This is a genomic window from Novipirellula sp., assembly GCF_041583735.1.
Taxonomy (GTDB): Bacteria; Planctomycetota; Planctomycetia; order Pirellulales; family Pirellulaceae; genus Novipirellula.
Genome location: NZ_JBFHFD010000049.1, coordinates 1 through 24,595, shown reverse-complemented (window position 1 = coordinate 24,595; position 24,595 = coordinate 1). Strand labels below are relative to the sequence as shown.

Here is a 24,595-nt window from a genome sequence, read left to right as displayed (position 1 = left end):
TTCGACGAATCCCATGTTTGCACGAGTTCTAGTTTGCTGCCGGGGGCCATTTCACCGGCGGTTTGCAGGATTTGAGCTTGTTGGCTGAGCAGTCCATCTGCGGAATTCATCCGTGCGATCTCAGCCTGGATCTCGCTCATTGTGTCCAGCAAGTTTCCGCCGGATTCCAATTGAAAATTAAAGAACGGCATCAGCGTCCCACGAGCGCGCACCCAGCTGTCGAGTTCCTTGTACCCGGCTCGGACCTGAGCAACATCACGGACATAGATCGGGCCTTCCTCGTCGCGGCGAACCACCAATTCGGAAACCGAGGCGGCATCGGCAAACCGACCGATCGTGCGAACACGAAGGTCATTCTTTCCATCGGTGATTTTTCCGGCCGAGAAGTTCGCATTGTTGACTTCCAACGCGGCAACAAAGTCCGAGTACGTCAAACCGCGAGCGGCCAAGGCGTACGGATCGACGATGACTTGGATTTCCGATTCACGTGCTCCCACCATCCCGACTTGCGAGATCCCTGGAATCCGCTCGAAAACGGGCCGCATGCGGCGATCCATAAAGTCATACAGCGTCGTTGAGTCAAAGTTTGGATCCGTGCTGCTGAAACCGACCCAGGCGATGTAGTCAACACTTTCGGGATCGATCGCTTCAATCTCGGGCTCGTCGACTCCGACCGGATACTGCGGCACTTCGCTCAATTTCTGGTCGACTTCGGACATCGCTTGGTTGATATCGGTTCCGGTGCGAAATTGCAATCGAACCAACCCACGACCACTGCGAGCGATGCTGGTCATCGAAACCAGATTGCTGATGTCGCCAAGGTATTTTTCCTGTTGCTCCATCACGTCGCTTTCGATCTCTTCGGCCGACGCGTTCTCCCAAGCCGTGGCGACCGAGATCACCACCGAATCGATCTCCGGTGCCATTCGAACGGGAACATTGCGAAGAGCGACCATCCCGGCGATCAACGAAAGGATCACGCCGACGGTAACCGTGATCGGTTGTGATACCGAAGCTTTGACGAAGTTCATGATCAATTTCCCAACAGGGTGGTTCTAAAAAAAGCCACGCGATTCCATTCGCGTGGCCGGAGGGTTTCGTTATGGCGCCGCTACAAACGCCGTCTACATCGTTAGATACTCGCGTGAGGACGGATGTCTTACACGGATTGGATAAGAAATGGTCTCGATGTTTATAGCGCTCGCGCCGCTGCTCTACGAAAACCAGCCCGTTGGGGCGAAAGTAGATGGCATTGGCATTCCGGCCTACGGCTCACCGTTGCGATTTGCATTTGGATTCAATCAACAAGCCGTTGGCGACGTTCGCTAGTTGCGGTGCGCACGTGCCAGTTCGTCATTCCCGGCCGGGGTGTTGATGATCGCCACGTTTTGCCCGGGCAGTAGACGCTCGTTGCCTTCGACGATCACGCAGTCTCCTTCGTGCAGCTGAGCGGATCGAATCGCCACACGGTCGGGCAGTTCGAACAGAATGTCGATCGGAACTCGCTCCGCTTGGCTCTCCGCGGCGGCCCCTTTGCTGACTCGGTAAACAAACGGTTGATTGCCGCTACGATTGACTGCGTTTTTATGAACCGTCTCGGTTTGCACTTCGTTTGTCGTGGCGATCCAGCCGTCGACGGACATGCCGGCGGACAGCAATCCATCGGGATTGTCCAGCGTGACGATGAAACTAAGCGTTCGCACACGAGGATTAACGTCCGCAACTCGCCGTGTCGACAAGACGTTGCTTTCTTGTTGAGTGGCTCGCGCTCGGACGCTGACGGATGCGCCAAACAGGTCCACCGCTTGAACGAATCGTTCGGGTACCTCTAACCAAGCTTCGATCGGCCCCGTCGAGACGATCGTCAACAACGCGTCGCCTGCTTGCACCCAATCGCCAGGTTCAATTTGCCGCTGCACCACCGAGGCGTCGTAGGGGGCTCGGATCACGGTGTCATCCAATCGCACCTGGATCAAGCGAATCGATTGTTCGATACGATCGATTCTGCTGGTGGTGGAATCGATGGTCGCCTTGGCGATGTCATAGGCCGCTTGGAACGCATCGAGTTCTTGTTGCCCGATGGCGTTTTGATGGATCAATTTCTGAGCTCGCGTCAGATCCGCTTTGGCCTGCGTCAATTGGGCTTTCGCGCTGGCCAAATCCGCGATCGCGATCGCTTTTTCTGCCACCGCTTCGCCAAGCTGGGCTTGCAATCGCCGCGAGTCGACGCGAGCAACGATGTCGCCTTTGCGAATCATTTCGCCCTCGCGTGGTTTCAGCTCGAGCAATTGCCCCGACTCAATCGCGGCGACGTTCCCACGAGCGACGGGACGCAGCGATCCAGTCACCGCGTGTCGCTGCTGAACCGTCTGACGCTGGACCGATTCGACGCGGACCGGTACCTGCGCCGTTGCCAGCGAAGCGGAAACAGTGACTGCGACGGCAGAGAAGACCGCGTATCGGTGCGAAATCGCGAAGGTTTTATCGAACATGGGTGGCACTCCATCGATGCATTGATTCTTAATGACGAAGGAAATACTTTCGTTTTTTCGCCTCCTTACACCGATTCGCAATGTTTTTTTCGCGAGTTTTTGGGCTTTTGTTATGACCGAGTGTAAGAGAGACGCTGTCAACGAGTATTCACCGGTGTGATCCGACGCAGTGCCCACGTTCGCGACAACGGCTATAATCAGGTGGTCGTTTAGAGTGCTACGATCGAAAAAAGGCTGCGCAGGATACTAATTTGACCGATTCACCGATCACCCGAGCAACGCTACTGCTGCGACTGCGTGACGGAGCGGATAACGAAGCTTGGTCCGAGTTTCTTCGAGACTATGGTCCGATGCTGTATCGTTTCGCTCGCAGCCGTGGATTGCAGGACGCCGATGCGGCTGACATTGTGCAAGATGTCGTCCGACGGGTCGGGGCTGCGATTTCGCGTCTGGATTACGCGAAAGAAAAGGGCGGCTTTCGCGCCTGGTTGTTCACGATCACTCGGAATCGACTTTATACCTATTTTGAAAAACGAAAACGTGTTGGTCCTACGGCCAACGACACCGCACAATACGAGATGCTCTCGCAAACGCCCGACACCGCCAACGAACTGCAGGAAGCTTGGGAGCGCGAGCATCAACGTCAATTGGCTGCCCAAGCGATGAGGGAAGTCCAACCCGAGGTCGAACCGCAAACGTGGACCGCGTTTCTGTTAACCGCGGTCGAGGGCAAGATTGCTGCGGATGCAGCAAAACAACTTGGGATGACCACGGGGGCCGTCTACGTCGCCAAGAGCCGGGTGATCGCCCGATTGAAGACGGTTATCGAACGATTGCAGGAACAGGACGAATAAAATGCCAGTCGCAACCACTTGCCTGACGCGAGACCAAATTCAATCGCTGATCCGCGGTTCGTTACCGCCGACCGAACTTCAGCAATTGACCGAACACATTGGCAGCTGTTCGGCTTGCCAAGAAGCTTTGCAGATGGCGGCAACCGGTACCCTCGAAATTGAGTCATTGGTTGCCGAGCGGATGACGATGAACCCGTCGAATGACTCGGCGTATTGGCCCGCGATCCGTTCGGTCGCTGACATCAACGCGGCGGCCAACGATGTGACCTTACCACCTGATAATTCGACCCCCTTCAATGCCGAAGCGTCCACGTCGGTCGATAGCGGGGGAGTCACGCAAAAACCGAACAAGCCCGAATTGAGCTTCTTGGAGCCATCGGACGATCCTGCCTACCTTGGTCGTTTGGACCACTTTCAAATTGCAAGGGTGATAGGGCGTGGTGGCATGGGAATCGTTCTCGAAGCGTTCGATACACACTTGCAGCGTCCCGTCGCGATCAAGGTCCTGAACCCCGAATTCGCCAAAAACGATACGGCTCGACAACGCTTTTGTCGCGAAGGAAGGGCGGCCGCGGCGATCTCACACGAGCATGTCGTTTCGATGTACCAGGTTGCTCGCGAGAGCGATGGCAAGATCGCCTACCTCGTGATGCAATTGATTGACGGCGAAACGCTCGAAAGTCGAATGACGCGACAGTCGCCGCTTGCTGCCGCCGAGGTGGCGCGGATGGGAATGCAGATTGCCGCCGGGTTATCCGCCGCGCATGGTCGTGGCATGGTCCATCGCGACATCAAGCCAGCCAACGTGTTGATCGAAAAGGAATCCGATCGGATCAAGTTGACCGACTTTGGATTGGCGCGGGCCGCGGATGATGTCAAGTTGACCAAGACCGGAATGGTCACCGGCACGCCATTGTACATGTCACCCGAGCAAGCGATGGGATCGGATGCCGACGAGAAGTCGGATTTGTTTTCGTTTGGCGTCGTGCTGTACGAAATGGCGACAGGCAAGTCACCGTTTCAGGCACCTTCGATCGTCGGGGTGATGAAGAAGGTGATGGATGAGAATCCAGAACCGCCGCACCGAGTGAACTCGTCGATTCCAAGAAAATTGTCCGACGTGATCATGGCATTGTTGGAAAAGAAACCCGATGATCGCCCGGAATCAATCAACAGCGTTGCCACGGTGTTGGCGGGAATCGTCACCGAGTTCGGTCCGATTTCGCCGCTGCAAGTCCCCGCGATCAAAGCCAACGATGCCAAGCGGCTTTCTGGGAAACACCGAGCCATCGCTCGCCGGGTTTCTTATATCGCTGTCGCCATCGCGGCGATTGGATTGATTACGCTAGGCGCCGTGCTGGGCGGATGGATCTTTACCAATGCTCCTGTGACCGCGACCAGTGCTCCGTCGACTGATGATGCTCGCTTTCCGTCGGTTTTACTGAGCGGAAATCCAGGCACGGTTTGGTCGGTCGACTTTGTACCTGGCAAAGAACAGGTGGCGGCCGCGATCGAGGATGGTTCGGTGCGAATCTGGGATATCGAAACTCAGAAGGTCATTAAAAGCTTCAATGCCCATCGCGGGTTGGTTTGGATGATCCAGTACCATCCGACGCGGCCGATCGTTGCCACCAGCGGCGATGATGGATTCGTCAAACTATGGGATGCAAATACCTATCAAATGATTCGCGAGTGGAAGGCTCCTAACGCGGTACGCGGAATTGCCTTTTCGCCTGATGGCTCGCGAATCGTTGCCGGAGACCGCGAAGGGACGATTCATTTGTATGACATGGACTCGGGAGAACAAGTCGGTTCGAAAACGCAGTCGGGCGCGATTTTTGGTGTCGATTATTCAAGTGATGGCAAGTGGATCGCCACGGTCGGTACCGACAAAATCGTGCGTGTGTGGGATGCGGAATCGCTCGAGGAGCGGCAATCGTTCACCGGGCACAAGGGCCCTATCTATAACGTTGCGTTTATTCCCGACGGATCGTTGTTGGCCAGCGTGGGATGGGGCAAAGTCATTCATCTGTGGAATGTTGACACAGGCCAGGAAGTTTCTCAGTTGACGGGAAGCGAGAGTGACATCTGGGGAGTCACGTTCTGCAACTACGGTTCGCACCTGATCACCTCCGGTCAGGACGGCATCACCCGAATCTGGGATATCTCCGATGGTCACGAAGTGGCGAAACTTGGCGGCCACGAATCGTCGGTCCACAATGTCTCGCTCGACTCGGTCAATCACCGCATCGCCAGCAGTGGTCGAGACGGCAACATCCGCATTTGGGACCTGTCGGTCCTCGGCGAATCGAAATAGACGTGTGTCTAGAGACGGCCCTGTCAAACTTTTCGCAGCAAAACTCGTCAGCGGCTTGTTGATTTACTGAGCCGCGACGCGTCAGCGGCCAGGTCCCACACACGACCCGGTGCCTTACGGCCCACGGCTCACTGTTGCAATTTGCATTTTGATTAAATCAACAGCCCGTCAAGAGTTTCGGCGAGCAAACGTTAATGCAGCGAACGTCGGTGACGGCTCGTTCATTTTATTGAATTGCAGTCTTGATACCGCCGAACGCGGCAAAGCACGAATTCTTATGAAGCAGTTCGACTTTGGAAAACCCAACTTGGCGAAGCAGGTCTAGCTGGAAGGTGACCGGCCGAGGCGAATCTTCTTTTTCGATATAGGCGAAGACTTTATCGCGGTATTCCTCGCCGCCAAACTCGCTTAAATACTGGCCATACCGCCGCCACATCAATGCGTGAACTTCCGCAGTTTCCTGGATGACTAAATCTGTGATCCAAACGCTTCCACCCGGGGCAAGTAAGCGATAGATCTTTTCAAATGCCGCCAACCAATCGGCGTCGCCGCGTAAATGGTGCAGCACGGCGGCAGCTAGGATCACATCGTAGGCGTGTTCCGGCAAATCGGCATCGCGAAAATCGGATTGGAATACACGGACTTCCTTGGCGCCCGCGTCTCGCACTCGCTGTTCGGCGCGCGTCAACATCGGCTGGCTTAGATCGAGTAAGTTGACATCAAAATTTCGCCCGTACTCTTGTCGTAGTTTGATCGTGTTGTTTCCGGCGCCGCAGCCGATATCCAAAACACGCCGGATGTTGGGCGTCGCCGCGATCGCCGCCTGTGTGATCAGCTCCATCGCCAGCGGAGCGTCGATGGTCGCCGATTGCCCGGTTTCCAAAACGCTGAAACGCTGGACGTCGCCATCGAACCGCATGCGAATCTCATCGATCGTCGATTTTGTCGCCCAAGGTTCACTTGTCGACGGGGGAGACTTCTTATTCATTCGGTCAATCCTTGTGCGAAGAATGGTTTGGCGAGTTTGGATGCGGATTCTACGACGTGCAAGGCATGACCGCCATGTGAGCGGATGAGCGCACCTGACCAACAAACGATTCAGGTAAAACTCATTGATTTTCAGCCGCTTTCGTGATCCTTTGCCGTCTGACGTTAGAAAGCGGTTAAATTAAAAGGAGATGCGAGCAGACAATCGGATTGCATTGGTTGATTAGCATCGGCCCCGTTTAGTTCGCTCGCCAAGTCTTTTCTAAAACCTTTCTCGACACTAGGGGTAACGACAATGGCCACTCACACTCTCGGCGAATTGGTACAGGAGGTCGAGTACACCAACACCAAACAACACACCGCATTCATGACGGGGCAAATCCGTTGTGAAGAGAGCGGTGCAGGCGAAATCGTTGCGGTGCTATTCGACATGAATGGCGAGCGAAAATCGGAACTCGCCGCCGGTGCGCATCAGCACGGTGACACTCGGGTAGCGTGCAACACGCTGACGATGCCCGTGCCACCACGTTGGACGGTCAAAGGCTATCGCATTGAGACGCAGTCTGCGATCCAAACACAATGGGCTGAGATTGATTGATAATGCAGCCCAAATCGATCGCGGACGCTCGCGTCCGCGAAACCGAATGATTACGTCCGAGAAACTAGTTTTTCTCGGCCGCGATAAAGGTCGCGAGCGTCCTGAGGTTGCCGATAAAGGTCTTGCTTGAAATGACCCGCGAGACGTCGGCGTCGGGATAATTTTTCAGCTGGCCTCGTTCGACCCAGGCGCCGCGTGCATCAAGCGTCGCGACCGCTCGCGCCGTTTGTTCGGTTAACGACTTCGATTGCTTCTCTGGCTTGGGACTGCTTTGTACCCACAGCCGATTCTTGGGCAATGCGGACACCTTTTCCATTTCATTGCGGATCCGCGACAGCGATGAACCGACGACAAAACTATAGTGAGTCGGGACATCGGCATCAGAGTACGACAATTCGTATTTTCGATTCATGTACAACGGCCGATTGGTGTGTAGTTCATAGAATCGTGCCAATCGCCCGTCATCGCGTAAACACGACTCGTAATAGGGAAGCGCCTTTTGCACGGCTTGTAAATAACGCGGGTCTGCCGAGCGGCGGTACAACACCAACAGCGTTCGCATCACCTGCTGAGACTCAGCACCGCTGATTGCGGGCGGTTCAAATTTACGTGCCCATGCGGGCTGCATTTGTTCGTTGTATTGTTGCGCCCAACCGGGTTGGGGCGACGGCATCTGTGCGAGCACCAAAAAGTCACCTCCACGCATCGCCGCATCCAAGTAGCGAGCGTCCTGGTAGTGATCAAAGGCGTCCAGCATCGTGGCGATCAAATCCGCGATCGTGCCGTCGTTCAGCGTGTAATAGCGGTCGTACTTTTGCTTGGGATGTGTCTTTGACCAAGTCGTTGGATAAGACGCCGCCAGCCGCGCGTTGGATGCCGGTGTCGAGGTTCCATCGTAACGTTGCGGCCAAGCACCGTTTGCATATTGGCTCTTCAGCACGCCGTCCAGTGCGACCACGACGGCCTCGTGCAGTTCCGCGTCGCTTTGCTCGGTGGCAACGTCCAATCGCATCAAAAAGCGAATCACCGACTGAGTCTTGTCGTCATCGAAGGTCGTCGTGTTGTGCCGTTTGCCTACGTCGGCCGAATCGACTCGATAGGCGTACCGTTTTCGGTCTTGTTCGGCGAACTCGATTTTTTCGCCCCAGCCGCCCGAAACAAGTTGGCCTCGCAGCAGTGCCGCAGCGGTTTGACGGGCGGCGTCCAACAGCATCGGATCGGAGGTCAATTGATAGGCTTCGAGATAAGCTTGCCCAACACTCGGTGTCGCCGGCGGCTCGATCCACGCAGTCGTTTGCCCCACCTTCTCTTCACCTTCGCGGAGCGACAAATCTTCGCTGATGCGGAAGACATAGCCGCCATGTGACGATGCCTGCGTGCGAAAGAATTCAACGCTGCGATGCAGTGCGTCGATGGCGTCACCGAGTGAAATTGGTTCGGCCGCATGTCCGCCGCCGGGGTAAGCGGCACCGATCATCGTCAGCATGGCGCAAATGATCCAAGTGCGAACGAGAATGGGCGTGGGACTAACCGGTCGGCAAGTGCCGTGTTCCAAAATGCAGGCCTTCATGAATCAGGTTCCAATCGGGACGTCGAAGCGAGGGGGGGACGTGAGGGGGGGGACGCACCCGATTGTAGTGCACCGGCCCCATCCCTGCGGAGGCCCGATCCGCGTCTGGGGCTGCTCCAGTTACGAGGCCTGGTCTGGCGTGCCGCTACCACCGGACGTTTGATCCGCCGCGGGTATCAAAGTCGAGCAAAAATCGAAGCTACAAAGCTGCACAAAATACGGAAACGAGTTAGAATGCGTCCTACTCAAGCCTCTGCTGGGTTTGCCCCTCCTAGGTCTTGGATGGAGCGGATCCCGCCCTTCGTAAACGGCCGCGAGTCGGTAAAGTCGCCAGTTTGTCGCGTTTGGCGGCACTTTTGTGTTTCATGGCGAGCTTCGTCGCCGTCCGATGCATGGCTTTCGTACCCTCCCTAATTACTCCCCTCCCCGAATTACATTCCCAGAACCCACTTATGATTTGTTCCACGTCTCGTAGCGTCTCGCCGCAGAAATGCCTAATGACGAAGATGCCATTGCGTGTCGCTGCCGTCGCAGCGCTCTGTACCGTGTTTCTTTCGACGAACGCCATGGCCCAGCGTAAGCCTGGGAAGCTGATCGAAGCGGTTAAGCAGCGAGCGAACGCTAAAAATAGTGCTGCGAAACCCGCCACCCCAGTACCGTCGAGCGAGGCCAAGCCGCCTGCAGTCGGCAACACGGCAACACCGATCGACCGGATCACCGCGGCCGAAGGGTTCCAAGTCGAGTTGCTCTATTCGGTCCCGGCTGAGATCCAAGGTTCGTGGGTGAATCTGTGTACCGACAACAAAGGTCGATTGCTGGTCAGCGATCAATTCGGCGGTCTCTACCGCATCACGCCGCCGCCAGCAGGCCAAGAAATCAAGCCTAGCGACGTCGAGAAAGTCCCGGCCGAAATCCGCGCCGTCAACGGCATGGTGTGGGCATTTGACGCGTTGTACGTCGGTGTCAACGATTACGAACGCAAAATTCCATCAGGGTTGTACCGGGTGAGCGACAGCGACGGTGACGATCAACTCGACAAAGTGGAATTGTTACGCGAGATTGAAGCCCGAGGTGACCACGGCGTGCACGCGGTCGTACCGACTCCCGACGGCGAGGCGCTGTATCTTATCACCGGTAACAATGCCAAAGCACCGGAATTGGCGGATAGTTCACAAGTGCCTCAAATTTGGGGCGAAGACCATTTGTTGCCTAGCATGCCCGACGGACGTGGCCACAATCGTGGTGTCCTTGCTCCCGGCGGCATCGTCTATCGCGTCTCTCCCGATGGCAAGACCTTCGAAGCCTACGCGTCCGGTTTCCGCAATATCTTTGACGCTTCGGTGAACCGCGACGGCGAATTGTTCACCTACGACGCGGACATGGAATACGATTTCAATACACCTTGGTACCGTCCGACGCGTATTTGTCACGTCACCAGCGGTGCCGAATTCGGATGGCGTAACGGTGCCGGCAAACGAATGCCGTTCTATGCCGACAATTTGCCCGGCATTCTCGATATCGGTCCTGGATCGCCCACCGGAACTACGTTTGGTTACGGTGCGAAATTCCCAGCGAAGTACCAAAATGCGTTTTACGCATTGGATTGGAGCTGGGGTAAACTGTATGCCGTTCACATCGAACCAAGCGGATCCTCGTATACGGCCACGAAGGAAGAGTTTGTGACCGGCGCGCCGCTGCCGATCACCGACGCCATCATCCACCCACAAGACGGTTCGATGTACTTCACCATCGGCGGTCGCCGTGTCCAATCGGGTCTGTACCGCGTGACCTACGTTGGCAACGAATCGACCGAGCTTGTCGAGCACAAGGTGGTCAAGAGTAAGGCGAGAGAAACTCGCCACATGCTCGAATCGTTCCACGGCAATCAAGATCCAAAGGCGATTGAAACCGCATGGCCTTACTTGGCAGACGACGACCGTTTCATTCGTTTCGCTGCACGCACCGCGATCGAGCACCAACCGCTCGATTCGTGGGCTGACAAGGCGTTGAGCGAATCGGATCCGGCGAAACAAGTCGTCGCGTTGTTGGCACTCGCTCGGGTTGCCGGCGTGGACCCAATGCACCGCACCGACAAGGACCCCGAAGTCGATACGGCGATGCGAGGCAAGTTGCTCAATGCTGCGATCGCGATTGACCCGTCCAGCCTGGATACCTTCGATCAATTGACGCTGCAGCGTGCCATCCAGATCACTTTGACTCGCTTTGGTCGACCCGACCAAGCCATGGTCGATAAGTTGATCACGCGTCTTGATCCGCTGTTCCCTGCCGAATCGCCCGAGATGAATTGGTTGATGTGTGAAACGTTGGCGTGGCTGCAATCCCCGACCGTTGCCGAAAAGGCGATGGAGCTGATTGCCGCGGCACCGACGCAAGAAGAACAGATGCAGTATGCACGTTCGATTCGCATGTTGACTGCCGGTTGGACCCCGGAACTGCGTGAAGCCTACTTTGAATGGTTCTTAAAAGCGGCCAACTACAAAGGCGGAGCGAGTTTCGACAAGTTCATCGAGTTCATTCGCAATGATGCCGTCGCCTCACTAACCGAGGCAGAAAAAGAATCGATGGCCGAGTTGTTGGCACGAAAACCGGTCAAGAAATCGGCTCTCGAAAATTTGGGCGAGGTCTTCAAAGGACGCACGCCCAAGGAATGGACGCTCGAGGAACTCTCCGAAGCGGCACGCACCGGACTGAAGAATCGTGATTTTGCGAACGGGCGGAAAATGTTTGCCGCCAGCGGCTGTTTCGCTTGTCACCGCTTCGGAGACCAAGGCGGGATGACCGGCCCCGATTTGACGTCGGCCGGTGGACGCTACTCGCCACACGATTTGTTGGACCAAGTGGTCAATCCGAGTAAGGTGATCAATGATCAGTTCTCTTCGATCAAAGTGTTGACCGAAGATGGTGTCGTGCACACCGGCGTTGTGGTCAATCTGAACGGTGACTCGATCACGATCAACACCGATTTGACCGACCCCAACAAACGAGTCAACGTCAACCGCAACGAGATCGAAGAACTCGTTGTGTCCGACGTTTCAGCGATGCCTGTTGGACTGTTCAATCCGATGACCAAAGAAGAAATTCTTGACTTGATCGCCTACCTGATCAGCGGCGGCGATTCAAAACACGCCTTCTTTAACTAACGTAGAATCGGCTTCGGCCTGTTGTCAAAGTCTCATCAAGGCTCCATCGGCTCTCGTCCGGTGGAGCCTTTTTTTGTCCCTGCTCAGCAATCCCTTCCAACCTGTCACTCCCCCCACCGGTTTGATGAACATGAAAACTCTCACCGCAATCGCGTTTGTTGGTGCAGTCCTAACTGGCTCGGCGTCGGCCCAACAACCTCCTTATGACAATCCTCCGGCGATCGCAGCCGATTCGCCGTACTATCGAGTTCGTTACGAGGGATCCTTGCAACCCGGAGAGCTGGCTTTTCCAGTTGCATACACGCTTTGGGTGCCGCCCGCGGTGAAACAACTCCGCGGCGTGATTGTGCATCAACATGGATGTGGCGAGGGCTCCTGCAAATCAGGACAAACCGGAGCGTTCGACCTGCATTGGCAATCATTGGCCAAGAAACACGATTGCGGCTTGATGGCGCCGGCCTATGAACAGCCTGAAGGGACCGATTGCCAATTGTGGTGCGACCCGCGAAATGGATCGGATGCCATGTTTCGTAAATCGCTAATGGATCTGGGAGATCACAGTGGCCACCCAGAACTGGGCACCGTGCCCTGGGCGTTGTGGGGCCACAGTGGCGGTGGCCATTGGGCCGGCGGGATGTTGATGTTGCACCCTGAGCGAATTGCCGCAGTTTGGCTGCGGTCGGGAGTGCCGTTGTTCGAACAGGTCGACGGGCGTGCGATCAAACCCCATACACTGCCCCCCGCCGCACTGCAGGTTCCCGTGATGTGCAATTTGGGCACCCAGGAAGGTGTGACGGACAAAAATGGACGCTTCGCAAAAGTGTGGCCAGCCAATCAGGCGTTTTTTGGACGAATGCGAAGTGAAAACGCATTGATTGGGATCGCTATCGATCCACGCACAAGTCACGAGTGTGGTAATTCTCGATACCTCGCGATCCCCTGGTTAGATGCTTGTTTGGCGGCGCGCTTGCCCGCCCGCAGTGAAGACGTGTTGCAGCCGATGCCGAAGGAGCCGGTTTGGTTAGCAGAGCTTAACGTGGAGACACCCAACGCAATCGCCGCGATGCCAGCGGCCAAGTACTCGGGGGAACTCGCCAGTTCGATCTGGCTACCCAACGCGGCGATCGCCAAGGCATGGAGTCAGTTTGTTCTTGATACCAACGTCACCGATACCACGCCACCGCCATCGCCACGGAACCTCCGGCTTGAAGACGGTGAATTGACTTGGGAAGCGGACGCCGATTTGGAAAGTGGTATTGCGCACTTCATTATCGAGCGTCGCGGAAACGTCATTGCGACGGTGCCCAGCAACGCCAAGAATCCATTCGGTCGGCCAGTCTTTCAAGGCTTGCAATACAGCGACACGCCCGCAATGCCGCTGGTAGAGATGCGTTATACGATCGAATCATCGCAACCGGTGGCACTGAGTGATTACCGCGTCCGCGCGGTCAATACCGCAGGTCTGGTCTCGCAATCGCCTTGAAATGCCACGCTGCCAAAGCGGGGCAGCAAGCCCGGCGGATGGAATCCGGGGGCACTGCGCTGCGGCGTACTGCCGAAGGTACGCCCTGTTTACGATCCATGATGATGGCATAGCGGACGCCTTGGTTTTCTAGGTGGCCGACGTTGGAAACCTATCATGTCAGACCAACGTGGCGAGAGTCAGAAAAGTGATTTGCAATAATGGCGGGGACGGAAAACGACATCGCCGTGAATACCGTATCCAAATGCTAGTCACCGGTCGCGTCGTCTGAAGCTGCATTACTAGGAACCGGTCCGCGACCATGACGTTTGAAAAAGTCCCATATCACTTCCAATCCATCAATGTCCTGATTCGTTTGTCCAACAATGTTTTCGGGCATGCGGATGTCGCGTCCCGGCAGTGAGTGTCCTCCGCCAACCACTTTATAAAGCGCGAGGCTGGTTCCTCGCTTTCCGCCAGTCCAAAAAGATTTTTCAACGGAACAACCGTCGGAGTCGTCTTTGTCCGCGAGCTTAGTAATCGCCGCTTCACCGGTAATACCGTTTTGCTTCAACCAAACCTCAATGGCCTCGTTCGTCGAAATGCAATGACCTCGACTCTTGTTTGGCTTCGAACTAAACTTCGCGAGTTGGGGGAAGAGGTTGAGTACGACTTCGCCACCGTCGTAGGGAACGATGGGATCCTCCGTCCCGTTGAGATAGAGAACGGAAACTGGATGGTCCGGAGCAAATGATTGTCTGAGTGGTTTTGCCATGGTGGCGATGACAATTGCCACTGCCGAGAACGCTTCTGAATGTTCGCTCGCGAGACGCTGGGTCATGAATCCACCATTAGAAATGCCCATCGAAAAGACTCGATTCGAGTCAATCGTATATTCGTCTTTGACTCGATCAACCACAGCCATCGCGTAGGCGACATCGTCGATCGTATTATCATGTTCAACGAATAATTCCGACTGGCGTCCATCGTTCCAATGTTTGTTGATTGCATTGGGATAAACGACGATGAACCCATTCTCTTTTGCAAATTGCGTCAAACCGATTGCGGATGCCTGATCGTCACTGCCTCCTCCGCCGTGGAAGCAGAGTACTAGCGGTGTCGCGGTGCCATTCTTGTAGCTCTCGGGAACAAAAATGCGATACTGTTTCTCTCGCCCTTGATGAGTAAAGTTGACTTTCTCGCCCGTGGGTTCAGGACGCTGCCATTGCGAATAAGCGATGCCGGTAATCACAAAAAGAATGATTGCCGAAGCAATCACGACAGTAATTCCTTTGCCTCTTATTGAAATCATCGACTTGGCTGCCTCGTAGATTGTTGGTGCATTGCATCTCAAACGGATCGATAATGCCTATCGGAAACTCACCGACATTGGGCGAAGGCCACGGAAACCGATTTTTTTTCCGAGTAATAGGATACGCTTTGGGTTTCCGTTATGCAAAACCTTCCCCCCACACCGAATACCGCACCAAGACGATCTGCGTTTCTTGGAAGCCCGCCTGATTCGCTGGCGAACACTGCGAAGTGCATAGCCCACCCGAAGGGCTGTACCTCGGTGCCGCGCGACCACACCGTTGCAAGTGGGATTGTGGGCGGACTTCGGTAATGACGCCGGTCGCCGCGTTGAGACCGCAGCGATTGCGTTTCGTTCCGCTAGCGCCGGACGGATGTCCGGCACTAGCTTCTTGTCATCGCTCCAAGATTCTGCAGCCTGCTCGTCGCGACACAACGATTTGCGGTACCCCTAGACGTCTGAGTGCTGGGAAAAACTCCGCCTGATGTTTACGGCTTCAACTTGTCTCCGGCACCATCGATCAGATGATCCACTCCATCTTCTCCCTTCAGATCATCTTTCTCGAGGTCGTCTGTCACCTCCCCTAGATCGATTAGGGCGGACGCCAGATCGCCGCTGATCCAGTCGGCCATGGCGGCATCCAAAGCGGCATGGTCACCTGCATTGGCAACAGAGCCGCCAGCAAGGAGATCGTCGCCATCGCCACCTTTCAGTTTGTCCTTGCCCAGCCCACCGATCAGCAAGTCCAATCCATCGCCGCCGTTGAGTTGGTCGTCGCCATCGCCTCCAATCAACAGATCGTTTCCGCGACCGCCAGTCAGCCGATCTTTACCACCGTCACCCTCGATGACGGATGACTCATACCATGCATCGCCGTCGCCATCGGACCCTCCGAGATCGGCGTGGTCGTCACCGTCATCAAGGACGATGCGAACCGTTCGGATAGCGTCTGGATGGAAGCTGTAAACGTCGGCGCCTCCATCAGACCCTCCGTCACTGCCTCCATCAGATCCACCGTGTTTCAGTTTCGCGACCACTTGAACATTGGGGGCATCCAATCCGCCGTCGGATCCTCCATCACTACCGCCGGTCATCCGCGCCGTGACTTTATCTTTGCCACTCGTGCCGATAATCTGCAACTCGTCTGTATTCGGATCGACACGAACGCCGCTGACCCATAACTCGGATGCCATTTTGTTGGCAACGTCACCGTCATCGTCGGTTACCGTGACCGTGATCGTAAAAATGCCCCCGGTAGCGTACTGATGATCACCCGCGAACGCAGTGGATTGACCGGGTGCGAACGTCAGTACGGTCCGGTCGTCATCGGCATTGGGAGCCGCGTCGTCGATTTCGCCCCAATCGATAACGACTGTATGCGTGTCGAGGATTCCTGCGTCGGTGAAACGACCGCGAATTGTCAAAGAGTCATCCACCGTTGCTTTTTCTGCCCGCGTCCCCAAACCGACGTTCGTTTCGACAGTCAACATCGGCGCAACATTTTGGATCGTTATGGTCGATCCCGTAACGCTGGTGTCGAAACCATCGTCGACCAACACCGCGATGTCATAATTTCCGTCGTCGGCGATGCCGAGGGCGGCAAGTTGCTCAGCGTCGATGGTCGGGCTGACTCCGATTGCGTCGTCAAATTCACCATCGAGATCGAGATCCCAGCGATAGGTCAAATCGTCGTTGTCGCCATCAGTGGACGCCGATGCGTCTAGCGTTACGCCGCCGCCTTCGTCAATCACGTATGGTCCCCCAGCGTCCGGGACCGGGATCTTGTTCAGAGGCAGATTCCCAAAATTGAGTCCGGCGATCGTGTCTGCAACGCCAAGTGAGACGCGATGTGCCGAGTCGCTGACGTTTTTGCCAGCCAACCCGTAGTAGGGATAGTTAGTCAGAAATGACCGCTTGAACGCTCCACTGCGATCAAACGCAACAATGCCGGTAAACGCGCTGGTGTACGACAGCAGAATTTGGTCCCCTAGTACGGCGACCCCCTGATCATTCTGGCCGTTGTGCGTAAATTGAGAAACAATCACGCCGGTAACGGGATCGATGAAGATCACGTCGTTCGATCCTGTCGTGGCTACCAACGCATCGGGGGTTTGGATTGCCCCGAGGCCACCGACGATATTTTTTCCGTTGTTGAGGCCATCGATGTCCAGCGTGCCGATCACCGTATCGCTGACCGGATCAAAGATCTTGATATCGTCGGCATCGTAATCCGAGATGTAGAGCAAACCGCGGAGTGACGCGATTCCGTCATAGTTACCGGGACCAATCGAGTCGCGGTCGATTTCGGCTCCCGTCTCGGGATCGATTTCGACGATGGCGTCGGTATTGGCGTCAACGACAAACAGCGACTTGCCGTCAAAAGCCAAGCCGACTCGGAAGATTGTCACGTCGTAGGCGGGACTAATTTGACTGATAACCGATCCGTCGATTGGGTCAATGCGAAAGATCTCGTCAGGACTAACACCGTGGCGAATGCCAAACAGCATCCCTGATTCGCTGTTCGGCGAAGTTTGCTCAAAACGCTCTGGCGCAATTTCGCGGATGACGTAGTCCCCAGGCATTAGGTCCTGAAATACGTATTCGCCGTCATCACCCGTGACCTGAGTTGGCTCGCCATCGTCATGTTCGCCATTGTCATTCAGATCCAAGTAGACCGTAACACCGCTGTTTGGAAGTTCACCGGCGTCCCATCGTCCGTCGCCATCGCGATCGATAAACTGCTTGCCTGCGATTTCGCCACGAGTATCGAAAAGGCCGAAATCAAGTCCGATTGCCGTTTCCCCTTCGGCGAGTTGCACGCGATGCGATGTCTCGACGACAAGCTTGCCCGCCAAAGCACGCACGGTCAGGTTGTTGTAACCGTTGTTGATGACGTACGAGTCGATGTACCCTCCGCTCCGATCGAAAATGACCGCTCCATAGTATTTTGGACCATCGTAGGTCAGATGAAGGTGTTGCCCGACAACCGCCGCAGCGATATCGGTTTCACCACCGTGAGCAAAAATGTCTTGCACGGCCCCCGTTTCCGGATCAAAAAAGACGAGGCGATTCGATCCCGTGGTTGCGACTAATTGATCTGGGTTCTCAAACGCATCCAATCCGCCGACCAGATTGAACGTTGTTGTTCCATCGGAAACGGAATACTCGTTCGTAATGGTGTCGGTGACGGGATCGAATTCGAATATTTTGTCCAGGGTTGGATCGGAAAGGTAGACCTTGTCGTTTAATGCTGCGACGCCATCAATATTGAGGCCTAGATAATCCGAGTCAATTAGACTTCCGGTATTGGGGTCCACTTCATAGAGCGTGTCGGTCTGTGCGTCGGCGATGAAGAGCGAGGTACCGTCAAACGCCATTCCGATGTAGTTGGCACCCAAGTCGACGGGCGAAGGGATTGTCGACAACAGGTTTCCGGTGGTGGGATCAAGTCGCAGGATTTGATCAGGATTGGTGGTGCGATCAAACGCATACAAAAAGGCTTCCTGATCGTGTGGAGCCGTTTGGTCAACGCCCTGAGGCAGTGCTTGACGTACGACGTAAGTTCCAGATTCCAGGTCATCAAATGCGTACTGGCCAAACTCGTCGGTGGTCGTCGATGGCTCGGCGTTGTCGAGCATGCCGTTGTCGTTGAGGTCTAAATACACGGTTGTATCCGCGACCGATACCTCGCTGAATTCTTGTTTGCCGTTTTGGTTTACGTCGTTAAAAACGATTCCTGTGAGTCCCGTGTCGGCTGCAAGCAGTCGGCGTTGCTCGAGTGTTTCCATTCGCAGTCGCTTGTTCAAACAACGTCGGTTCCGCTTGGTTGCTCGCCATTTGCTTGTCCGCTTTGTTACTGATTGGGGTGCCGCCATCGCCTGTTCCTGAAAAAGGGACGCTGGAAAAAAGAAAAGTAAGAATCGCATGCTGAATAGCCACTGGGTCGATGTCTTTCAGCACATCTACCGAGCTCGTCTTAGCATCCCCGGTGGCTTTGACACACAAGAAGATGTCTTGTCGGCAGCGATGCTTAGAAGATTACAAGAAATTGGAGCGGATCGCTGACACGAAAAAAAGAGGTCTATACACTCGCCAGGACTCAAGTTCTGGAAAAACTTTCTCGTGAGTGCATGGGCTTGTATTGCACTCAAGTCCCATCAGCTGAGAAAAAGTTTGCCACTTGCGACGCAATCGACTCGCGGATGCGTTATCATGTAACGCCGGGATGTTCGTGCTGATGCTCGTCATGGTTGATCGATGCGGCGCCCAGCAGCCATGCTTTGCCGTGATTGATGCATAGGTTTGGATGCGAGATGATCCAGCCGCAGTCAATTATCGACGAACGAAGCGTCGGTAGTGAAGGTGGGAAGTGATGCAAAGGGAAACGTTGTCGACCGACTATCCATCGGCCCTTTGCGTTTGATCATGATGCAATCAGGTTCGTAGCGAGACGCGCACGCGAGAATCCTCCCAACAATCGCGGCGGTGAGCCCAGGAATGAAAGCCGCGACAGCATGTAGCCCGATGCATGTGCATTTTGAAGTTGCGCGTTTGTATTTAGGGGCAATGCCCCGGACGTTTACCTAGCCCAGCCCAACGGGCTGGGACCAAAAAAAACAATGGATCGTAGGGCCAACGGCCCGGCCGTTTGCTGGACTCAATGCGGGCGGCTAGCAAATGGCCGGGCCGTTGGCCCTTAGGTTTCTTTGCATCGAAAACCTGGCCCGTTGGGCCAGGCTAGGCAAATTGCTGGGCCGTTGGCCCGAAGAACGTCTAAACGCGCAACTTCAAAACATGTGCATTGGGGACGCTACTTTTTCTGTCGCACCCATTTTTCTGTCTACTCAATTCCAGTCTGTGTTCAATGAATGGAATTTTCATGGGCTGCCACACTTAAATTCGATTCGCTGGATCTGCAACCGGATTGTTCCAGCGTGAGGAAACTGTTCATGCAGGAGGTGACGACAGAAAGATTGGTGCGACAGAAAGATTATTGGTTTCAGAGAATTTTGGAATCGCACCCGCTGCAAACGCGAGATTTGATGGCCGATGGGATCCCGGCAACCTACGGTTGGGCAGGAAAATGAGGGGGGCAGGAAAATGTTCGTTACTAACTGCAATTTGGTTGTTTGTTGCCCAATGCCTCGCATGCGGGAGGAGAAAAAAGGTTGGACGACGTAGGGTACATAGCTGTAATCGGAACGAATGTTCGCGTTTGAGTGGCCGTTCGGCTCAGCGCTCTTATCTTTCTGACGCACCAGTTTTTCTGTCTACTCAATTCCAGTCTGTGTTCAACGAATGGGATTTTCGTAGGGAGCCGTTTGGTTCCAGTGTAATGAAATTGCTGATGCCGCAGGTGACGACAGAAAGATTGGTGCAACAGAAAGATTTTTGGTTTCAGAGGATCTGGGATTTGCAGTCGCTGCAAACGCGAGATTTGATGGCTGATGCGATCCCGGCAACCTACGGTTGGGCAGGAAGATGAGAGGGGCAGGAAAATGGTCGCTACAAACTGCAACTTTTATTGTTTCTTGCCCAAAGCTTCGCGTGGGAGACGAGACATAAGGTTGCTCGACGTAAGGTACAGAGCTGCAGGCGGATCTAATGTTTGCGATTGAGTCGCCGATGGGCTTAGTGCTCTTATCTTTCTGTCGCACCCATTTTTCTGTCTACTCAATTCCAGACTGTGTTCGACGAACGGGATTTTCGTTGGGTGCCTGGCACAAAGACGATCTGCTGGATGTGGAGCCGTTTTGTTCCAGCGTAATGAAATTGGTCATACCGGAGGGAACGACTGAAAAATGGGGCGACAGAAAAACTCAAAGCAGACAATGGTCGCTAGCAAGGGGAGGTTCTGCTATTCGTCGCGTGTTTGATCGGCGGGAGTTGATGGCGGGTCAGCGATGCTGCGTTTCGCCTCGTCACTTATCCGCGTGAGCACGGCCTCTGGCGTTTTGTTTGGCAGCGCCAGTTCAACGCGGTCTCCCTCGTCGTTAAACGTGGTGTTCCAGGTATGCTTTTCAGCTTGCCAGCCCCGCAAAAGGTCGGCGAACGGTAAAACTGACTGCTTATCGGTCCAATACTGAATATGCAGTTGTTCGTCACGGACCCACCACCGTCCTGCAAGCCCCGAGTCGGAACGAAACGTGCGGTCGGATGCAAATTCGCTCACCGGTCCTGGTTCGTTGGTCGGTAGAATGGTTTGCTGCCACTGGCCAACGAACCGCTTTTCGGACGCCGAGAGAGGAGCGAAGAAGGGAAAGGATGTCGGGGCAACCTGTGGTGCGTTCGCTTTCGAAGGCGTCGATTCGGCGTCAGAACGGATGTCGCCGTCCTCGCCAAACGCAGGGCTCAGCAGTAGGACGACGAAAAACAGTGAGAGTCGTAGCATGTCAGCCCTCCAATGAAGGTAGTGGTAATACGGACGTCTTGATTTCGCTATTGTAGCAATCTGATGACGCGTGCCGCTACACGATTCCGGTAGCCGCTTTTGGGACAGTCTGCAGAGTTGTCGGCGCCGCTCAATCAGGTCGGGCGACCACACCGCCAATGTATCCGCCTACGATTGATACGGCAAGGAAATAAGTGATCGTCCATGTAACAAACAGTGTCCGCGTCAACAACCGCTCGTCAATCATTGAAACCAGGCAAATTCCAATTCCGCTACAAATGACAAACGGAATGATGCCAACCAGCGTCCAGTAAATCGACGACAGTATCCCGATTGCAAAAGCTGGTTTCGCCCGCGTTACGCGAAAAGCGACAATCGGACCGACCGAAAACGGAAACGCGATCGGGATCCATAGCGAATCGAATCGCGATAGTGCAAGCGAGATCGCGAACAGCAGCGTCAAGAGCAGCAATGTCGCGGTGGAAAATTGAATCCGGTTCAATCGCGGTGCTCCGTCGAGTGCAGCGGAAAACGTTTGATGTTACGCGATGACGATCACCGACGTTGCGTCCATCGTAGCACGCCACCGTCGCTTGTGTGCTGTGAGAACAGGTTGCTAGTCGCTGCGACGGATATTGCCGAGATGCTCGCCGCACTTCGGGCCCGGCAACGCGATTCAACGTGTCCGCCTCCGGGGCTGGGGCGGTCACGATGACATCAACAGCCTTCTCCATGCGAAAAAGACCGCCGCAGGTTAGCGGAAGCGATTTTCGAAATCGAAAACGCAGCGCTATCCCAACGCGAAACCGAGCGAGGGTTTTTCAGACGCGAGCAGATCGATTGTAAACCTTAAATCGAAAGACAGGCCATCTGCGTCGTCTAGACGACGCGGACGTCGCTTTGCACCACCATGCCGTTTTCGACTGCGACTTTGGTCAAATCCAACAGGTAGGGAAAGCGGCGGTCCAGACGATACGTTGGCATCGAAAAGTCGCCTTCGCCGCTGCCGGTTCCTTCGAATCGACCGGAGACGCGAACCGGTGATCGAGCTTCGGGGACCGGGGGAACCGTCGGCTCGGTGCCAGGAAGTTGAACTGGCGTGGGCGTTCCCATCGGTCCTGCGGTCCAGGTTTGCGGTGCCGCAGGATAATAGGTGCAGCCGCCGATCGATTTGCCGGTCCATGTATCGATCAACTCGAAAACCAACTTGTTCACGGGACCGATCGTTGGGTGCAGCGTCGATGGCGGCTGGGTCACCTTGTAGCGAACGCCAGCAACATATTCGCCCTCGGTCGTGCCGCGTTTCAGTGGCACTGATTCTCGGTTGCAAGCCAATACATAGCGATCTGGAACGACGCCGCTCAATCGCACTTGCAGCCGTTCGTTGGCGACGTCAATGAAGCGAGCGATGCCAGCCCCGGTAACTTCTTCCGCCAACAGTGGCCATGGTTCGTGCGCCCGTCGCAGTTCGAGTGTGATGTCACCGAGTTGCACACGTCCAAGTCGCGGAAAGTTCAGCTCGAAGATCGATCGGAACCATTCCTGTTGTAACGGCAACCCGGATTCGTTCAGGTCGCGAATCACCTGCGAAAAATCGTCCCAGAGGACTTGAGGTAACATGAACCGATCATGCAGCTGGCTTTCCCAACGGACCAATGGTTCGGCGTACGGACGTTGATGGAAATGGGCCACCAAAGCACGCACCAGCAGCCCCTGCAGTGAGGCAAGTTTTGAGATCGGCGCCATCGCGAAACTTTGCAGAATGATCTGACCGAGTCGACGACTCTGACGCTCGGGAGCATAAAGCGTATCGACGCGAATTTCGGCGCGGTGCATGTTGCCCGAAGCATCCGCCAGCAGATGACGTAGCAGTCGGTCGGGCAACCACAAGTGAGGTGAATCCGCAACGGGAAAACGCTCAAGTGCGATGCCCAGTTCGTACAACGCGTCGTCTCGCCCTTCATCAGGACGCGGCGCATTGCCGCTCGGTCCGACCTGTGTCCCTGAAAACAGGTAAGACAAACAAGGATGGTTTAGCCAATAGCTAATCAACGAACGAAGTAGCGGAGGGTGATTTAAGAACGGGCTGGTCGCGGGCGTGGGGCCGCCGAGTGTCAGCGCGGTGTTGCTGCTGCCGCGTTGGACTTTTTCCTCATTCAGTTCATCCAAATGAGCGACGTCCTCGGTATCCTCGGCCAATCCGCTCTCGGCCACCAAACCGACCGCTTTTGCTTCGACGAACGCGGTCTCGAACAGTTCCGATTGTTCTTGCCAATTGGATGCGGCAGGCAGGACCAACCGCAGTCGGTTTCGGTCAGGTTCAATGACAAATCGCATCAATCGAGGGTCTTGCGGTGGATCATACCCTTCCAGCACCACGGGTAGCTGTAATTGCTGAGCAACTGCGTGGATGACGGCAACCAATTCGACGTAGTGTTCGACATGATGGATCGGCGGCAAGAAGACGTGAATAGCGTTATCACGTGCTTGGACGCACAATGCGGTTCGCGGTGCGCGACCGTTTTTCTCACTATCAAGCTCCTCCGAGCGATCACTAGGGGGTGAGAAGACGGTTTGCCGGGCGCTGGTTTCGCCATAGATTTGCGGCAATAAATCCTTTTCCTCGAATTGACTTGGCTCGTTAGCAATCTCATCGGCTTCGGTCGCATGTTTGGACAAACTGCCCAGCGGCAACCGGAATCCCATCGAAAAATCGCCTGGCAATAAATAAAGCTTCGAACGGCGAAATTCCCAAGTTCCACTGGACCAGCGGTTTCGGATTGGATTCCAACGCAGGGGTAAGACGTAGCCGGTCGGGGTGGATTGAGGCGTCGACAGCCGCTGCGCCAAGCGTTGCCGCCGTAGGGGATCGGTGAGTTCGTCGGTCTCCAGAACGAGCGGCAGTTGTGAAGGGTCGGTCCACAGTTGGTGCAACCGGTCCTCGTACGCGGGGATGACGTAATCGGGGTTGACGGTCAATCCGGACGCCAGCGCAGTGGCAAACTGATTCGCATCGTCGGCGGTGACTTCGCGTGGTGATTCGGTGCCACGAGGCAGCGGATTGACGTCCCGCCACAGCGGATGTCCATCGCTGCGGTAACAGCAGCTCATCCGCCACCGCGCACTGCCCTCGCCGCGATAATGTTCGCCTTGGCCGATGTGAACGGCGCCGCCGGATCCCCACTGCGTCCGCAAACGGCTCAGCAACAATTCCGCGAGCTCGCGATCATCGCGACCGGCGATTGACGCGTCGGATGCCGTCGATGGATCGCGGATAAAGTTGACTTCCGCACTGCTGCACAATGCAATCTGTTGCTTGGACAATTGGTCATCGACGTAGCGGCCTGTCGCGGCGATGTCGTGCCAGTGGGTTTGGCTAAGTAGTTTATTTAGAACGGTTGGTTTTAATCGCCGCAGTGTCAGTTGGTCCTTCGAACTGGCGACCAAGGGT

At 55.3% G+C, this 24,595-nt stretch carries 17 protein-coding genes; 8 read left to right on the top strand and 9 right to left on the bottom strand.

The annotated features are described in order from the left end of the window. Positions 1-1,031 (bottom strand): efflux RND transporter permease subunit (locus ABX962_RS06425; protein WP_372717692.1); only part of this gene is annotated, 1,031 nt, incomplete at its 3' end. A 157-nt stretch (positions 1,032-1,188) separates the two neighbouring features. Here ABX962_RS06425 and ABX962_RS06420 point away from each other — a divergent pair. Continuing rightward, positions 1,189-1,329: a hypothetical protein gene (locus ABX962_RS06420; RefSeq protein ID WP_372717690.1), complete on the top strand. Its 141-nt coding sequence runs from the start codon at positions 1,189-1,191 to the stop codon at positions 1,327-1,329. On the opposite strand, the gene ABX962_RS06415 is transcribed toward ABX962_RS06420, so the two are convergent. Then, positions 1,326-2,492: an efflux RND transporter periplasmic adaptor subunit gene (locus ABX962_RS06415; protein WP_372717688.1), complete on the bottom strand. Its 1,167-nt coding sequence runs from the start codon at positions 2,490-2,492 to the stop codon at positions 1,326-1,328. The genes ABX962_RS06420 and ABX962_RS06415 overlap by 4 nt on opposite strands. 251 nt (positions 2,493-2,743) lie before the next feature. Here ABX962_RS06415 and ABX962_RS06410 point away from each other — a divergent pair, with 251 nt between their 5' ends. Beyond that, positions 2,744-3,346, top strand: coding sequence for an RNA polymerase sigma factor (locus tag ABX962_RS06410; RefSeq protein ID WP_372717686.1), 603 nt, complete (start codon positions 2,744-2,746; stop codon positions 3,344-3,346). A 1-nt stretch (position 3,347) separates the two neighbouring features. Next, on the top strand, positions 3,348-5,663 hold the full coding sequence (locus ABX962_RS06405) for a WD40 repeat domain-containing serine/threonine protein kinase (protein WP_372717684.1): 2,316 nt from the start codon (positions 3,348-3,350) through the stop codon (positions 5,661-5,663). Positions 5,664-5,889: 226 nt separating this feature from the next. Here the strand turns inward: ABX962_RS06405 and ABX962_RS06400 are convergent, their stop codons facing one another. Further along, positions 5,890-6,651, bottom strand: coding sequence for a methyltransferase domain-containing protein (locus ABX962_RS06400; RefSeq protein WP_372717682.1), 762 nt, complete (start codon positions 6,649-6,651; stop codon positions 5,890-5,892). Positions 6,652-6,945: 294 nt separating this feature from the next. On the opposite strand from ABX962_RS06400, the gene ABX962_RS06395 reads away from it, so the two are divergent. Further along, a complete protein-coding gene (locus tag ABX962_RS06395) occupies positions 6,946-7,248 on the top strand; it encodes a hypothetical protein (RefSeq protein ID WP_372717681.1) in 303 nt (100 codons plus the stop codon). Between the two features lie 64 nt (positions 7,249-7,312). On the opposite strand, the gene ABX962_RS06390 is transcribed toward ABX962_RS06395, so the two are convergent. Further along, complete coding sequence (locus ABX962_RS06390) at positions 7,313-8,818, bottom strand: pectate lyase (RefSeq protein WP_372717679.1); 1,506 nt, start codon at positions 8,816-8,818, stop codon at positions 7,313-7,315. A 497-nt stretch (positions 8,819-9,315) separates the two neighbouring features. Between ABX962_RS06390 and ABX962_RS06385 the strand changes: the two genes are divergently transcribed. Together ABX962_RS06385 and ABX962_RS06380 are read left to right on the top strand one after the other, a co-directional pair. Then, positions 9,316-11,979 carry a c-type cytochrome gene (locus tag ABX962_RS06385; RefSeq protein WP_372717677.1) on the top strand — a complete coding sequence of 888 codons (2,664 nt, stop codon included), beginning with the start codon at positions 9,316-9,318 and terminating at the stop codon, positions 11,977-11,979. A 130-nt stretch (positions 11,980-12,109) separates the two neighbouring features. Further along, positions 12,110-13,462: a hypothetical protein gene (locus ABX962_RS06380; RefSeq protein ID WP_372717675.1), complete on the top strand. Its 1,353-nt coding sequence runs from the start codon at positions 12,110-12,112 to the stop codon at positions 13,460-13,462. A gap of 247 nt (positions 13,463-13,709) precedes the next feature. Here the strand turns inward: ABX962_RS06380 and ABX962_RS06375 are convergent, their stop codons facing one another. Beyond that, complete coding sequence (locus ABX962_RS06375) at positions 13,710-14,753, bottom strand: PHB depolymerase family esterase (RefSeq protein ID WP_372717673.1); 1,044 nt, start codon at positions 14,751-14,753, stop codon at positions 13,710-13,712. Between the two features lie 488 nt (positions 14,754-15,241). Continuing rightward, positions 15,242-18,559, bottom strand: coding sequence for an SdrD B-like domain-containing protein (locus ABX962_RS06370; protein ID WP_372717672.1), 3,318 nt, complete (start codon positions 18,557-18,559; stop codon positions 15,242-15,244). A 118-nt stretch (positions 18,560-18,677) separates the two neighbouring features. Between ABX962_RS06370 and ABX962_RS06365 the strand changes: the two genes are divergently transcribed. Together ABX962_RS06365 and ABX962_RS06360 are read left to right on the top strand one after the other, a co-directional pair. After that, positions 18,678-18,818 (top strand): hypothetical protein, encoded by a 141-nt coding sequence (locus ABX962_RS06365; protein WP_372717670.1) that lies wholly within the window; start codon positions 18,678-18,680, stop codon positions 18,816-18,818. A 1,150-nt stretch (positions 18,819-19,968) separates the two neighbouring features. Next, positions 19,969-20,238 (top strand): hypothetical protein, encoded by a 270-nt coding sequence (locus tag ABX962_RS06360; RefSeq protein ID WP_372717668.1) that lies wholly within the window; start codon positions 19,969-19,971, stop codon positions 20,236-20,238. 372 nt (positions 20,239-20,610) lie between these two features. On the opposite strand, the gene ABX962_RS06355 is transcribed toward ABX962_RS06360, so the two are convergent. The 3 genes from ABX962_RS06355 to ABX962_RS06345 all read right to left on the bottom strand — a co-directional run. Then, entirely contained in the window at positions 20,611-21,144 is a 534-nt protein-coding gene (locus tag ABX962_RS06355) for a hypothetical protein (RefSeq protein ID WP_372717667.1), read from the bottom strand. A 130-nt stretch (positions 21,145-21,274) separates the two neighbouring features. After that, positions 21,275-21,646: a hypothetical protein gene (locus tag ABX962_RS06350; RefSeq protein WP_372717665.1), complete on the bottom strand. Its 372-nt coding sequence runs from the start codon at positions 21,644-21,646 to the stop codon at positions 21,275-21,277. Between the two features lie 377 nt (positions 21,647-22,023). Continuing rightward, the coding region (locus ABX962_RS06345) for a transglutaminase family protein (RefSeq protein ID WP_372717663.1) at positions 22,024-24,595 on the bottom strand (2,572 nt) is incomplete at its 5' end.